Annotated in this window: 15 protein-coding genes; 11 read left to right on the top strand and 4 right to left on the bottom strand. The window is 69.3% G+C overall.

The window, feature by feature from the left end:
* The first annotated feature begins 25 nt into the window (after positions 1-25).
* The 6 genes from C6V83_RS05975 (at position 26) to C6V83_RS05955 (ending at position 7,258) form a co-directional block, all read left to right on the top strand.
* The gene (locus C6V83_RS05975) at positions 26-2,272 is read left to right on the top strand and encodes an MMPL family transporter (protein WP_105941619.1); all 2,247 of its coding nucleotides are present in this window, start codon (positions 26-28) and stop codon (positions 2,270-2,272) included.
* The gene (locus C6V83_RS05970; RefSeq protein WP_234353888.1) at positions 2,269-2,877 is read left to right on the top strand and encodes a TetR/AcrR family transcriptional regulator; all 609 of its coding nucleotides are present in this window, start codon (positions 2,269-2,271) and stop codon (positions 2,875-2,877) included. The genes C6V83_RS05975 and C6V83_RS05970 overlap by 4 nt, the downstream gene beginning before the upstream one ends.
* 11 nt (positions 2,878-2,888) lie before the next feature.
* Positions 2,889-4,349 carry a serine/threonine-protein kinase gene (locus tag C6V83_RS05965; protein ID WP_105941618.1) on the top strand — a complete coding sequence of 487 codons (1,461 nt, stop codon included), beginning with the start codon at positions 2,889-2,891 and terminating at the stop codon, positions 4,347-4,349.
* Between the two features lie 103 nt (positions 4,350-4,452).
* A complete protein-coding gene (locus tag C6V83_RS18490; RefSeq protein WP_199832593.1) occupies positions 4,453-4,614 on the top strand; it encodes a hypothetical protein in 162 nt (53 codons plus the stop codon).
* The gene (locus tag C6V83_RS05960; protein ID WP_105941617.1) at positions 4,611-5,468 is read left to right on the top strand and encodes an SDR family NAD(P)-dependent oxidoreductase; all 858 of its coding nucleotides are present in this window, start codon (positions 4,611-4,613) and stop codon (positions 5,466-5,468) included. The genes C6V83_RS18490 and C6V83_RS05960 overlap by 4 nt, the downstream gene beginning before the upstream one ends.
* A 29-nt stretch (positions 5,469-5,497) precedes the next feature.
* Positions 5,498-7,258, top strand: a complete 1,761-nt coding sequence (locus C6V83_RS05955) for an acyl-CoA dehydrogenase (protein ID WP_105941616.1) — start codon at positions 5,498-5,500, stop codon at positions 7,256-7,258.
* Positions 7,259-7,268: 10 nt separating this feature from the next.
* Here C6V83_RS05955 and C6V83_RS05950 read toward each other — a convergent pair whose 3' ends face one another.
* The 4 genes from C6V83_RS05950 to C6V83_RS05935 form a co-directional block, all read right to left on the bottom strand.
* Positions 7,269-8,093 carry an alpha/beta hydrolase gene (locus C6V83_RS05950; RefSeq protein WP_105941615.1) on the bottom strand — a complete coding sequence of 275 codons (825 nt, stop codon included), beginning with the start codon at positions 8,091-8,093 and terminating at the stop codon, positions 7,269-7,271.
* Complete coding sequence (aqpZ, locus tag C6V83_RS05945; protein WP_105941614.1) at positions 8,090-8,875, bottom strand: aquaporin Z; 786 nt, start codon at positions 8,873-8,875, stop codon at positions 8,090-8,092. The genes C6V83_RS05950 and aqpZ overlap by 4 nt, the downstream gene beginning before the upstream one ends.
* A gap of 61 nt (positions 8,876-8,936) precedes the next feature.
* A complete protein-coding gene (locus C6V83_RS05940) occupies positions 8,937-9,368 on the bottom strand; it encodes an Mce/MlaD family protein (protein ID WP_105941613.1) in 432 nt (143 codons plus the stop codon).
* Between the two features lie 46 nt (positions 9,369-9,414).
* Positions 9,415-9,840 carry a TetR/AcrR family transcriptional regulator C-terminal domain-containing protein gene (locus tag C6V83_RS05935; RefSeq protein ID WP_159067453.1) on the bottom strand — a complete coding sequence of 142 codons (426 nt, stop codon included), beginning with the start codon at positions 9,838-9,840 and terminating at the stop codon, positions 9,415-9,417.
* Between C6V83_RS05935 and C6V83_RS05930 the strand changes: the two genes are divergently transcribed.
* The 5 genes from C6V83_RS05930 (at position 9,823) to C6V83_RS05910 (ending at position 13,320) form a co-directional block, all read left to right on the top strand.
* Positions 9,823-10,269, top strand: coding sequence for a DrrA family ABC transporter ATP-binding protein (locus C6V83_RS05930; protein ID WP_199832592.1), 447 nt, complete (start codon positions 9,823-9,825; stop codon positions 10,267-10,269). The two genes, C6V83_RS05935 and C6V83_RS05930, sit on opposite strands and share 18 nt — an antisense overlap.
* Complete coding sequence (locus C6V83_RS05925) at positions 10,266-11,045, top strand: ABC transporter permease (protein ID WP_105941611.1); 780 nt, start codon at positions 10,266-10,268, stop codon at positions 11,043-11,045. Before C6V83_RS05930 ends, C6V83_RS05925 begins: the two co-directional genes overlap by 4 nt.
* A gap of 87 nt (positions 11,046-11,132) precedes the next feature.
* Positions 11,133-12,107, top strand: a complete 975-nt coding sequence (locus C6V83_RS05920; protein ID WP_105941610.1) for a pirin family protein — start codon at positions 11,133-11,135, stop codon at positions 12,105-12,107.
* The gene (locus C6V83_RS05915) at positions 12,104-12,589 is read left to right on the top strand and encodes a MarR family winged helix-turn-helix transcriptional regulator (RefSeq protein WP_234353887.1); all 486 of its coding nucleotides are present in this window, start codon (positions 12,104-12,106) and stop codon (positions 12,587-12,589) included. Before C6V83_RS05920 ends, C6V83_RS05915 begins: the two co-directional genes overlap by 4 nt.
* On the top strand, positions 12,586-13,320 hold the full coding sequence (locus C6V83_RS05910) for a pirin family protein (RefSeq protein ID WP_105941609.1): 735 nt from the start codon (positions 12,586-12,588) through the stop codon (positions 13,318-13,320). Before C6V83_RS05915 ends, C6V83_RS05910 begins: the two co-directional genes overlap by 4 nt.
* Positions 13,321-13,322 lie beyond the last annotated feature (2 nt).

The raw sequence follows: 13,322 nt of genomic DNA, 5'->3' as shown, positions 1-13,322 counted from the left end.
GTGTTAGTCAGTAACACTTGACGGCATGTCCTCCGTTCTCTTCCGGCTCGGCCGGTTCTCGTTCCTCCACAAGTGGTGGGTGCTCGGCACCTGGGTCGTGATCGCCGCGATCGTCGGCGGCCTCGTCTACGCCCTGTCGCCACAGTTCGACAAGAGCTTCGACCTGCCGGGCACCGACGCGGGCATCGCGATGGAGCAGATGCAGGAGAAGTTCCCGCACCTCGCAGAACAGCAGACCAAGGCGCGCACCGTCGTCGTCGTCGCCGCCGACGACGGTCTGGCGGCCCATTCCGGGCAGATCGACAAGCTCGCCGCCGGCCTGCGGAACCTGGACGAGGTGTCCGAGGCGGACGCCATCGTCAACCCCGTCACCCTGGCGGCCGCCGATCCCTCCGCCGGGGCCCAGGTGCTGTCCCGGGACGGCACGATCGGCCTGATCACGGTCAGTCAGGACATCGACATGATGGAGGTGGAAGGCGAGCACAAGCAGGCGCTGCTGAAGGTGCTGGAGCAGAACCGGACCGGCGGTCTGGACGTGGAGGCCACCGGCACCCTGATGCAGGCCCAGGAGGAGAGCGCGGCCGAGGCCATCGGCTTCGGCGTCGCGTTCCTGGTCATGATCGTCGCCTTCGGCGCCCTGATCGCCGCGTTCATTCCGCTGATCAGCGGCATCGTCGCCGTCGGTCTCACGATGGGGCTGCTGACGCTCAGCGCCGAGTTCATGTCCGTCAACCAGGCCGCGACCGGCATCGTCATGATGCTCGGCATCGCCGTCTCGATCGACTACGCGCTGTTCATCGTGTCCCGCTACCGGACCGAACGGAACCGCGGCGGCGATCCCGCAGACGCGGCCGGCCGCGCCGTGGGAACGGCGGGCACCGCCGTGGTGTTCGCCGGCCTCATGGTGGTCGTCGCCGTCGCGGCCCTGATGGTCATCGGCATCCCGATCATCACCCAGATGGGTCTGGGTGCCGCCGTCGCCATCGTGGCCGCGGTCCTGTCCTCGCTCACCCTGATCCCGGCGATCCTCGGCGCCTTCGGACGCTTCGCCTTCACCCCGCGGATTCCCTGGATCAAACATGCGGAGGCCGACGAGAGCTACGAGTCGCTCGGAGTCAAGTTCGGCAAGGCCGTGGTGGCCCGGCCGCTGCCGTTCATCGCCGTGGGTCTGGCGATCCTGGTCGCCGCCGCGATCCCCGCCAAGGGCATGCAGCTCGGCATGGACATGACCTCCGACGAGGAGGTCGCCGCCCAGGAGATCATCGCGAAGGGATTCGGCGAGGGCGTCAACGGCCAGTTGCTCGTGGTCCTCACCGCCGACCAAGAATCGGAGGTGGGGCCGGCCGCCACCGCTGCGGTCGACAAGATCAAGACCCTTCCCGGCGTCGCCGTTCCCGAGGCCCTCGGGTGGATGGGCAACGGCACCGGTGAACCGCTGATGCAGACCGGCGCCGACGCCGCCCTGATCATGGTGACCCCGCTGAGCTCGCCGGCGTCACCCGAAACACACGACCTCGTCGAGGCCATCCGCGCGCTGAGCCCCGGGATCACCGAGTCGGGCGGCATCACCATGAACGTCGGCGGTGAGACGGCCACGCTCTCGGATCTGTCCGCGAAGCTCGACGACGCACTCATCGGCTACATCGCCGTGGTGGTCGGCCTGGCCTTCCTGATCATGATCGTGGTGTTCCGCTCCATCTGGGTGCCGCTGATCGGGACGCTCGGCTTCGTGTTCTCACTGATGGCGGCGTTCGGCGTCACCACCGCGGTCTTCACCGACGGCTGGCTCGGCCTGATCGAGAACCCCAAGCCGATGATCTCGATTCTGCCGATCTTCCTGGTGGGCGTGGTGTTCGGCCTCGCGATGGACTACCAGGTGTTCCTGGTCACTCGCATGCGCGAGGAGTTCATGCACGGCATGTCGCCCAAGGACGCCATTGTGGCCGGATACCGGCACGGCGCGCGTGTGGTCACCTCGGCAGCTGTCATCATGATCAGTGTGTTCGTCGCCTTCATGCTCTCCCCCGAGACCATGGTCGTGATGATGGGCTTCGCGCTGGCCGTGGCCGTGTTCTTCGACGCCTTCATCATCCGCATGATCGTGGTGCCCGCCGTCATCTCGCTGCTCGGCGCCAGGGCCTGGCGACTGCCGTCGTGGCTGAACAAGGTGATCCCGAACGTCGACGTCGAAGGCAGCGCCGTCCGCAACCGGGGTATCAGCGCCTCGGCCGAGGAGCCGGTGGACCTGCCGGAACCGGCAGCGCGCACGTGACGACCGGATCACAGCCGCCCGGGTTGCGCGAGCAGAACAAGGCGCGCACCCGGGCTGCCATCCGTTCGGCCGCACTGGAATTGATCGCCGAGCAGGGCTACCAGGAGACCACCGTCGCCCAGATCGCCAAGCAGGCGGGGGTCTCGCACACCACACTGTTCCGGTACTTCGACACCAAGGAGCAGGTGATCCTGCACGACGACCTCGACGAGGCACGACGACGCCTGCTCGCCGAGATGCCGCCGGGGCTGGGCCATTTCGATCTGCTCCGCCGCGTCGTCGTCGGCCTGTTCGCGCTCGCCGCGGACGATCCGTGGGCGTCGAATCCGGAACGGATCCGGCTGATCCTCACCGAGCCGACTCTCCGGATGGCCCACCAGCTCGATGCGGACCACGTGATGCAGGAGATGACCGACTTCTTCGCCGAGTACACCGGGACGCCCGCCGATTCCCTCCGGCTGCGCGTCTTCATCGCGGCCGCGTCCGGTGTGATGATGCACATCGCCGAACGCTCCAGCACGCCCGACGAGGCCGCCCTCGCCGAGTTCCAGGAAGCCCTCACCCTGCTGGAACAGGGTCTCCCGCTCGGTGAGGCGCCCCGGTAACGTCGTCGGCTATGACGACACCAGGGGATCGCAGCGGCAGCACTCTCGGACCGTATCGGCTGGTCCGGAGGATCGGGCGCGGCGGCATGGGCGAGGTCTACGAGGCCGTCGACACCGTCAAGGACCGCACCGTCGCCCTCAAACTCCTCCCGCCGCATCTCGCCGACGACGACGAGTTCCGCACCCGGTTCCTGCGCGAATCGCAGACCGCGGCCCGTCTCAACGACCCGCACGTGATCCCGATCCACGACTACGGCGAGATCGACGGCCAGCTGTACCTCGACATGCGCATCGTCGACGGCGAGGATCTGCGCGCGCTCATCGGCCGCGGGCCGCTGCCCGCCGAGCGGGCCGTCGACATCGTGGCGCAGATCGCCGGCGCCCTCGACTCGGCTCACCAGGCCGGTCTCACCCACCGCGACGTCAAACCCGAGAACATCCTGCTCGACGCGCGGGGCTTCGCCTATCTCGTCGATTTCGGCCTGGTGTTGTCGGCCGGTCAGACCGCGCTGACCTCCACCGGCTCGGCGATCGGCTCGTTCAACTACATGGCTCCCGAACGGTTCGGCACCGGAGCACCGGTCGGACCGGCCAGTGACACCTATTCCCTGGCCTGCGTCCTCTTCGAATGCCTCACCGGCGCAAAGCCGTTCGGCACCGACAGCATGGAACAGATCATCGCCGGCCACCTGCACCGGCCGCTCCCCACCACCGGAACCGCGTTCGACGCGGCCATCGCGCGCGGCACCGCGAAGAACCCCGCCGACCGCTACCCCACCACCGGTGAGTTCGCGGCGGCGGCGCGCGCGACCCTGGCCGGGTCCGCGCCGCCGATGCCGCAGACGCCCGGACCTCTGCTCGGCGCCACCCAGGTCGCACCGGCCGGGACGTATCCGCCGCCGCAGCCCCCGGCCCCGGCCCCTTCCTCACCGCAGCGCTCCGCCACCACGCCGCTGCTGGCCGGTGTCGCGGTGATCGCCGTCCTCGCGCTGGCCGGGGTCCTGGTCTGGATGTTTCTGTCCGGCAACGACCCCGACTCCGCTGCGCAGCCGACCGATGCAGCGGCCGCCGAGCCGACGGACACCACTCTCACCGTGACGGCGACCGCCAGCCCTCCGCAGACCAGCACGGATCGCCAGACGCGGCCGGCCGGCGACCTGGGTCTGCCGGTGCCGATCTCTGACCCGCCCTGCGACGGGAGCACCGTCGCCGTCGTCTACAACGCGGTGACTCCGGGCGCGTACGCACAAGAGGTCGGAGCCGCGCTCGCCCGGTACCCGGGAGCGTCGTACCTGCGCACCGACCAGTCGTGCCGTTCACTCAAGCAGGCCGAGAACGGCAATCCGATCTACGCCGTCTACTACCCGGGCGCGACACCGGCCGAGACGTGTTCCATCAAGGCCCGGGTGGGCGGCGACACCTACGCGCGGCGCTTGGACGACCGCACCCCGGTCGGCACCGAGGTCTGCTGATCCGTGCGACGACGACCCGCGATGATCAGGCACGACGGGCCGAAGGACCACAGTGTCGCCATCCGCCACAGGTTGTTAACTTTGAGCAGTTACCATCCGAGACGTGCTGGAAGATCTCAACAAAAAGGCGAAGAACGTCGGGCTGCACGTCGCCGACGCCAAGAAGTCCAAATTGTTCACCATCCGAAAGGTCAAGAACGGGAAGCTCGTGGCGAAGAACGTCGACGCAGACGAGGCCTTGAAGATCATCAAGAAGTACAAGTGAGACGCGGCGTGCACGCGTTGGCGACCGCCGCGCTGAGCCCGCTGCGCACCCTCGCCGACCTGCCGCGCGCCCTCGGTTTTCAGCACTCCTCGCTCCGCGGCCGGCTGGTCGTCGTCACCGGGGCCTCCTCGGGCATCGGCGAGGCCGCCGCACGCCGGTTCGCGGCGCGGGGCGCCGAGGTGGTGCTCGTGGCCCGGAACCTCGAGACCCTCGAGGCGGTCCGCGACTCCCTCGCCGCCGACGGCGCCACCGCACACGCCGTCACCGCCGACCTCTCCGACGTCGACGGTGCGGCGGCCCTCGCCGCCGAGATCCTCGAGCGTTTCGGCGCCCCGGACGTTCTGGTCAACAACGCCGGCCGATCGATCCGTCGCAGCGTGCTCGACACCGTCGATCGCTTTCACGACTTCGAGCGCACGATGGCGCTCAACTATTTCGGCGCGGTTCGCCTGACCACCGCACTGCTGCCGGCGATGATCGAGCGCGGCAGCGGCCGCATCGTCAACGTCGTCACCTGGGGCGTCACCGCCGGATCGATGCCCAAGTTCAGCGCCTACCACGCGTCCAAGGCCGCCCTCGCCGCTTTCGGACGCAGCCTCGACGACGAGTGCCGGGGCACCGGCGTGACTGTCGGCAACGTCGGGTTCCCGCTCGTCCGGACCCCGATGATCGCGCCGACCGCCGACTACGACGACGCGCCCGCCCTCACTCCCGAGCAGGCGGCCGAGTGGATCCTCGACGCCGCCGAGACCGGGAAACCGGAGATCTACCCGATCTACGCCGCGGTCCTGCGCACCGTGTCCGGCTTCTCGCCACGCCTGACCGGCGACCTCATCCGCCGGTCGGGAATCTGAGCCGGCGGCCTTCTGCCAGACTGACGGGCATGGCCGATTTCATGTCCCGCGCAGACCTCGATTTCCTCCTGTACGACTGGCTGGACGTCTCCGAGCTCACCGCCCGCCCCCGCTTTGCCGACCACACGCGAGAGACCTTCGACGCCGTGCTGGATCTCAGCCACGACATGGCCGCCAAGCTCTTCGCCCCGCACAACAAGAAGTCCGACCAGAACGAGCCGCAGATCGGAGCAGACGGCAAGGTGGTGCTGCTCGACGAGGTGGTCACCGCCGTCCGCACCTTCGGCGAGGCCGGACTGAACGCGGGTTCGTTCGACGCCGAACTCGGCGGCATGCAGTTGCCGCACACCCTCTCGCGCGCCTCGATGGTCAACTTCCAGGCGGCGAACGCCGCCACGTCGTCGTACGGCTTCCTCACCGTCGGCAACGCCAACCTGCTGGCGAAGTACGGGTCTCCCGAACAAGTCGACACCTGGGTCCGGCCGATGCTTCAGGGCCGCTACTCGGGAACGATGTGCCTGTCCGAACCGCAGGCGGGCTCGTCGCTGGCCGACATCACCACCCGCGCGGTACGTAGCGAAGACGGCACCTACTCGGTTACCGGCACCAAGATGTGGATCTCCGCGGGCGACCACGAGATCACGGAGAACATCGTCCACCTGGTGCTGGCCAAGACCCCCGGCGGCGGGCCGGGAGTGAAGGGCATCTCGCTGTTCATCGTCCCGAAGGTCCTGCCCGACGGGCGCCGGAACGACGTCGCCCTGGTCGGCCTCAACCACAAGATGGGCAACCGGGGCACCACCAACTGTCTGCTCAGCTTCGGTGAGAACGGGGGCGCGGTGGGCTATCTGGTCGGCGAGGAGCACAACGGCTTGCGCTACATGTTCAACATGATGAACGAGGCCCGGATCGGCGTGGGCTTTCTCGCCACCGCCCTCGGCTACGCCGGCTACCTCCAGTCGGTCGAGTACGCGAAGACCCGCGAGCAGGGCCGCCCGGTGGACTCCAAGGATCCGCTCAGCCCGCCGGTGCCGATCATCGAACACGCCGACGTCAAGCGGATGCTGCTGGCGCAGAAGGCCTATGCCGAGGGCGCACTGGCGCTCGGGCTGTACGCTTCACGGCTGGTCGACGAGGAGGAGACCGCGCCCGACGAGGCAGACCGCGTCGCAGCGCACACCCTGCTCGAGGTCCTCACCCCGATCGTGAAGAGCTGGCCCAGCCAGTGGTGTCTGGAGGCCAACAGCCTCGCCATCCAGGTGCACGGCGGCTACGGGTACACGCGGGAGTTCGACGTCGAGCAGTTCTACCGGGACAACCGGCTGAACCCGATTCACGAAGGGGCGCACGGCATTCACGGCCTGGATCTGCTGGGCCGCAAGATGATCATGGACTCCGGCGCCGGATTACGGGTGCTCGCCGGCGCGATCGGCGAGACCGTCGCCAGGGCGGCCGAGGCAGGCGAGGCGGCAGCCGGATACGCCCGCGAGCTGGACGCGGCGGTGAACCGGCTGACGGAGGCGACCGCAGCGGCGTGGGCGGACGGGGACCCAGCCGTGGCCCTGGCCAACGCCACGGCCTATCTGGAGGCCGCCGGACACATCGTCGTCGCATGGATGTGGCTGGAGCAGTTGCTCGCCGTCGGCGACCGGGAGGGAGCGTTCTACGACGGCAAGCGCGCCGCCGCACGGTACTTCTTCGTGTACGAACTGCCCAAGACCGGCGCCCAGCTCGACCTGGTCGCGGGCCGCGACCGGACGACGCTGGACGCCGATCCCGCCTGGTTCTGAGCCCCCCGGCTCAGTGCTCGGCGAGCCAGGCCAGGACGTCGTCGAGCACCTCGTCCTGTTCGGGCTCGTTGAAGATCTCGTGGTACAGCTCGGGGTAGATCTTGGTGGTCACGTCGCCACCGCCGCCGAGTCTGCCGACCAGGCGCGTACCCTCGGGGTTGGCGAGCACGTCCTGTCCCCCGTGCAGACAGAGCGTCGGCACGCTCAGTGAGGGCAGCCGGTCGGGAAAGGTCGTCATCTCGGCGATCAGCGTGCCGCCCAGACCGGCCGGGATCTTGCCGTGGTACACCAGCGGGTCCGCCTCATAGGCGGCGACCACCGCCGGATCACGACTGACCGCAGAGGCCGACAGCGCGGTCGCCGGCAGCCGGGGCACCATCCGGCCGAGCACCGGCGCGAGGGCGATCATCACCGGCGGCAGGTCGTCGCCCGGCACCACGGCCGGGCCCGAAAGCACCAGCCCCGCAAGACCGTCGGGATGGTCTAGCGCATACGAGAGCGCGATCGCCCCGCCCATGCTGTGGCCGATCACGTACAGCGGCAGCCCGGCCCGTTCCACCGAATCGATCACGCGTTTCACGTCCGCGACGAAGTCGCCGAACTCCCGGACGTCGGCCGGCGTGCCGTCGGACCGGCCGTGCCCGGCGTGATCGGGTGCGACGACGACGTACCCCGCACCGGTCAGCCGAGCGATCACGTGCTCGTACCGGCCGGCGTGTTCGCCCAGGCCGTGCACCAGCGCGACGACGCCCACCGCCTCGGAATCGGGGCGGTGGACGTCGTACACGATGGTCCGGCCGCGCCGCCCGACCAGGGTGCGCACGACGGTGCTCATGCGTCCGTGTCCTCCGGGATCACCGCGCCACCGGCGATGTCGGGCTTGGACAGCTTCTCCCACAGCAGCGGGTAGAGGAACCCGCCGATCACGGCGCCGATCAGCGGCGCGACCCAGAACACCCAGAGCTGTGCGGGAGCGCCGTCACCGTTGAAGAAGGCGACCGCGGTGGAGCGCGCCGGGTTCACCGACGTGTTGGAGATCGGGATGGAGATGAGGTGGATAAGGGTGAGCGCGAGCCCGATCGCGATGCCGGCGAAGCCGACCGGTGCACGGCCGTGCGTCGCGCCCAAGATGATGATCACGAAGAACGCGGTCAGGATGATCTCGGCGACCAACACCGAGCCGAGAGCATAGCCGCCCGGCGAATTGTCGCCGAAACCGTTGGCCGCCATGTTGCCGGTGGCCTCCCATCCGGGCTGGCCGGAAGCGATGCCCCAGAGTGCGAGGCCGGCGATCAGACCGCCGATCACCTGCGCGATCCAGTAACCGGGCAGATCCTTCCACGGGAACCGGCCGGAGACGGCCGCACCGAGGGTCACCGCCGGGTTGAAGTGCGCGCCCGAGATGTGCCCGACGGCGTACACCATGGTCAGCACGGTGAGACCGAACGCGAGCGAGACGCCGACGAAGCCGATGCCGAGCTGAACGCTGCCGACCACACCGTCGACGTCTACCAGATACTGGGCCGCGAAGATCGCGCTGCCGCAACCGCCGAAGACGAGCCAGAAAGTGCCGAATGCTTCGGCGAGCCATTTGGCCGCCGTGGAATCAGAGTTCACGAGGTTCCCCTTCGATCAGTGAGTGATTCACCGGTGATCGTAAGAGAACCGCCCGGAACTTTCAGTCGCGACTCGGCAATCCGCGACGGGAATCGTCATGCGCCTTGCCCCCGAACCCGAGGAGACCGACCACTCCGCGGCCCGCAGACTCGATCAACTCGATCGGCCGCAGGGCGGTCTCGGTGAGTCCCACCAGGACCTCCACCTGATCGACGATGCGCTCGAGCCGGGTCACCACGCCCGCCATCCGCTCGACGGTGTTGTCGACGTTGTCCAGGGAGGTGTTGAGCCGGACGAGAGTGCCCTCGAGATTGTCGATGGCGCCGTCGAGGTCACCGATGGTGTTGGTGAGGCCGTTCAACACGGGGCCGAGGTCCCCGAGGATCCCCTCTACCTGATCGACGGTCTGGTCCGCGTTCATCGCGGCCTGCGCGAGTTTGCGCAGGCGCTGCCGTTCACGGCCCGGCCGGTCGTTCATCGGATTGATCGCCATGGATCTGATTATGGCCGTTGTCAGTCCGTCCGGGCGCGAATGAGCGTTATCCGGTCGCGTCAGTTCCGATCCGGTCCCGCCGGTCGATCAGCGCCGCGATCTCGTCGTCGGAGGTGATCCCGCGGCGCCGACGGGCGTGCTCCAGGCCCCGCGCCAGGGACACCTCGTTGCGGACGTACCCGGTCAGCAGCATCAGTGTCGACAGCTTCTCCAACGGGGCCAGCGGCTCACCGGCCAGCGCGTCGAGCGCCCATTCCATCCAGGCCAGCGCCTTCGGCAGCATCGGCGGCCCGGTGACGGGGACGTCGAGGATCCAGTCGTGTGCGGTGTAGTCGTCCATCAGTCGGGCCGCCCAGAGCCGCAGACCGTTCCGCCACCCGTCGGCGGCCTCGGCCGGCGGCGCGCTGAACGCTTCGTCGACCATCAGCTCCAGCAGGACGTCTTTGGATTCGACGTGACGGTAGAGCGACATCGGCGAAGCCCGCAGGTCCTGTTCCTCGACGAGCCGACCACGGGCCTGGACCCCCGCAGCCGCCAAGATCTGTGGAGCACCGTCGCCGAACTCGCCGCCGACGGCACCACCGTGGTGCTGACCACGCAGTACCTGGAGGAGGCCGACCGACTCGCCGACCGGGTCGCCGTGCTCGACGCCGGCCGGATCGTCGCCGAGGGCACCGCGGCCGAGTTGAAAGGGCGGGTGGGTGCCGAAGTGGTGGAGATCGAGTTCGCCGACGGCGGTGTCGAACAACTGCCCACCGACGGCAGCGTCGAGCGGATGCGCGCGATCCTCGACGACGTCGGCACCCGACCCGCGCCCGCGCTGCGCGTCGACGTGCGCACACCCACCCTCGACGACGTGTTCCTCTCCCTCACCGACGCGAAAGCCGGAGCCCGGCGATGACTCTCACCCCGAGCGAAGCGGCGCACGACGTCGCGACGATGACCGGCCGGAGCATGCGGCACACGGTCCGGAACCTCGATTCCCTGCTCACCTCGGTGTTCCTGCCGGTGATGATCCTGGTGCTGTTCACCGTCGCGTTCGGCGGCGCACTGGACACCGGCGGCACGGCCTACATCGACTACGTGGTGCCGGGCGTGATCCTGCTCTGCGCGGGTTTCGGCGCGGCGTCGACGGCCATCAGCGTGACCAAGGACATGACAGAGGGCATCGTCGCCCGCTTCCGCACCATGAACATCCTGCCGTCGGCGGTGCTCGCCGGGCACGTCGTCGCCAGCGTCGCCCGCAACCTCGTGTCGACCGCCCTGGTGCTGGCCGTCGCCTGCCTGCTGGGATTCTCGCCGTCGGCCTCGCCGGCGCAATGGCTGGCCGCCGCGGGCCTGGTCACCCTGTTCATCGTGGCGCTGTCGTGGTTCTCGGCGATGGTCGGCCTCCTCACGCGCACGGTCGACGCCGCTGCCGCGCTCGGCTTCTTCATCCTGTTCCTCCCCTACGCGTCCAGCGCCTTCGTGCCGGTGTCCACCATGCCCGGCTGGCTGCAGCCGTTCGCCGCGCATCAGCCGATCACGCCGGTGATCGAGACACTCCGGACCCTGCTCGACGGCGCCTGGCCGGGAAGCCGGGGGTGGGCCGCGGCCGCCTGGTGCACCGGCATCGCCGCGGCCTCGATCGCAGGCTGCGTCGTCGCGTGGAACCGCTCGCGGCGCGGGCCGCGCTGACACCCGGAAGCGATCGGGAATACCTCGCCGCGAGCGGGCGTTGACCCGGGTGCAATACTTCAAATTTGTACTATCTAGGAGGCAGTCATGCCCGCCGTCACCGCCGACACCCTGACTCTCCCCCGCGTGCGAGAGTCCGGACCCACCGCTGTCGACCGCTCCGTGGTCTCGCTGACCACCGGGCCGCGCGGCTACGAGGGCGAGGGCTTCCCCGTCGTCCGCGCCTTCGCCGGAGTGTCCTCCGCCGCCCTGGACCCGTTCATTCACATGGATCAGATGGGCGAGGTGGAGTACGAGCCCGGTGAGCCGCGGGGCACGTCGTGGCACCCGCATCGCGGCTTCGAGACCGTCACCTACATGATCGACGGGCTGTTCGCGCACCAGGACTCCACCGGCGGCGGCGGTCTGATCGCCGACGGCGCCACCCAGTGGATGACGGCCGGCGCCGGAATCCTGCACATCGAGACGCCGCCCGCCGAACTGGTCGAGTCCGGCGGCACGTTCCACGGCATCCAGTTGTGGGTCAACCTGCCGGCCAAGGACAAGTTCCTGCCGCCGCGCTATCAGAACCTGGAGGGCGCCCAGGCGGCGCTCCTCTCCTCGGCGGACGGCGGCGCGCTGATCCGGGTCGTCGCCGGCGAGGTCGACGGTCACGCCGGTCCGGGTGCCACGCACACGCCGATCACCTTCGCGCACGCGACGATCGCCCCCGGCGCGCAGCTGACTGTACCGTGGCGGCCGGACTTCAACGCCCTGGTGTACGTCCTGTCCGGCAACGGCACGGTCGGCGCCGAGCGGCGGCCGATCACCGGCGGCCAGCTCGCCGTGCTGGGCAAGGGCGACCGGATCACCGTCGCCGCCGACGCCCACGGCCAGGATTCGCATCGTCCGGCGATGGAGGTCCTGCTGCTGGGCGGGCAGCCGATCCGGGAGCCCGTCGTGGCGTACGGCCCGTTCGTGATGAACACCCGGCAGCAGCTGATCGAGGCGATGGACGACTACCAGGCGGGCCGATTGGGCGTCATCCCGGACGACGCCCTGATGCCGCACGTGCCGCGATGAGCGCCGAGGCCGGCGTGAGCATGCCGATCGAGGACGCCGACCCGCGCGGACCGGCCTGGCGTCTGTTCATCGAGACCAGCGCCCGCCTGACCACCGCGCTCGACGACGATCTGCGGCGGGTCAGCGGGATGTCGCTCGCCGACTACCATGTGCTGCTCCTGCTCAGCGAGGCGCCCGATCGACGCCTGCGGATGAAGGAACTCGCCCAGCGGATGGTGTTCTCCGCCTCCCGGCTCACCTATCAGGTCGACCAGCTGTGCTCGCGCGGCTGGCTCCGCCGGGAGCCGGTGCCCGAGGACCGCCGCGGCAACTACGCGATCCTCACCGACGCCGGCCGCGAGGCGTTCGCAGCCGCGGCGCGCGACCACATCCTCCTGGTGCACGCCCTGTTCCACGACGCGCTGTCGGCAGACGACGGGCGGCGCCTGGCCCAGCTGATGCAGCGTCTCGCAGCGCATCTCGACACGAAGGACGACTCGTGACCGAGCAGCTGATCCGCGCCGGCGACCGCCACCACTGGGCCAACGAGTGGCTGACCTCGTGGCAGAGCTTCCCGGCGACCGGCAACTACGACCTGTTCGGAAACGCCCACGGTGTGCTCGTCGTGCACAACGACGACGTCGTGGGTGCGGGTGAAGGTCTCGACGCGCATCATCACCAGAACATGGAGATCCTGACCTGGGTGGCGGAAGGCGCAGTCGCGCACCGCGATTCCGGGGGTGCCGAGGTGGTGCTGACGCCCGGCCGGTTGGGTTACATGCGGGCCGGGCGGGGGATCACCCACTCCGAGCGGAACGCCGCCGCCCGCAGCAGCGGCGAGCGGCTGCGCGTGGTGCAGATGTGGGTGGCGCCGCACGCCGACGGTCTGGATCCGGCGCACGCCGAGCGTGAGCTGAGTGTCGCCCTCGCCGCCGGAGAGCCGGTGGTGGCGGCGTCCGGGCTGGCCGCTCACGCCGGCAGCGGAGCCGTCGAGATCGCCAACCGTTTCGCCGCGCTACACGTGGCCAGGCCGCGGGACGGACAGTCGATCACACTGCCGGGCGCACCGTTCGGGCACCTGTTCGTGGTGCACGGCGACGTCCTGACCGCGTCAGGACTCGCGCTGACCGAAGGGGATGCGCTGCGAACCACCGGAGCCGGGCCGCTGCGTCTGACCGCGTCCGCCGACTCGGAGATCCTCTACTGGGAGATGCACGCGAGCTTCGACGTGTGAGA

This window comes from Gordonia iterans, assembly GCF_002993285.1.
GTDB classification, from domain to species: domain Bacteria; phylum Actinomycetota; class Actinomycetes; order Mycobacteriales; family Mycobacteriaceae; genus Gordonia; species Gordonia iterans.
The sequence above is the reverse complement of the archived record's forward strand: the minus strand, read 5'-3'. Positions and strand labels throughout refer to the sequence as shown.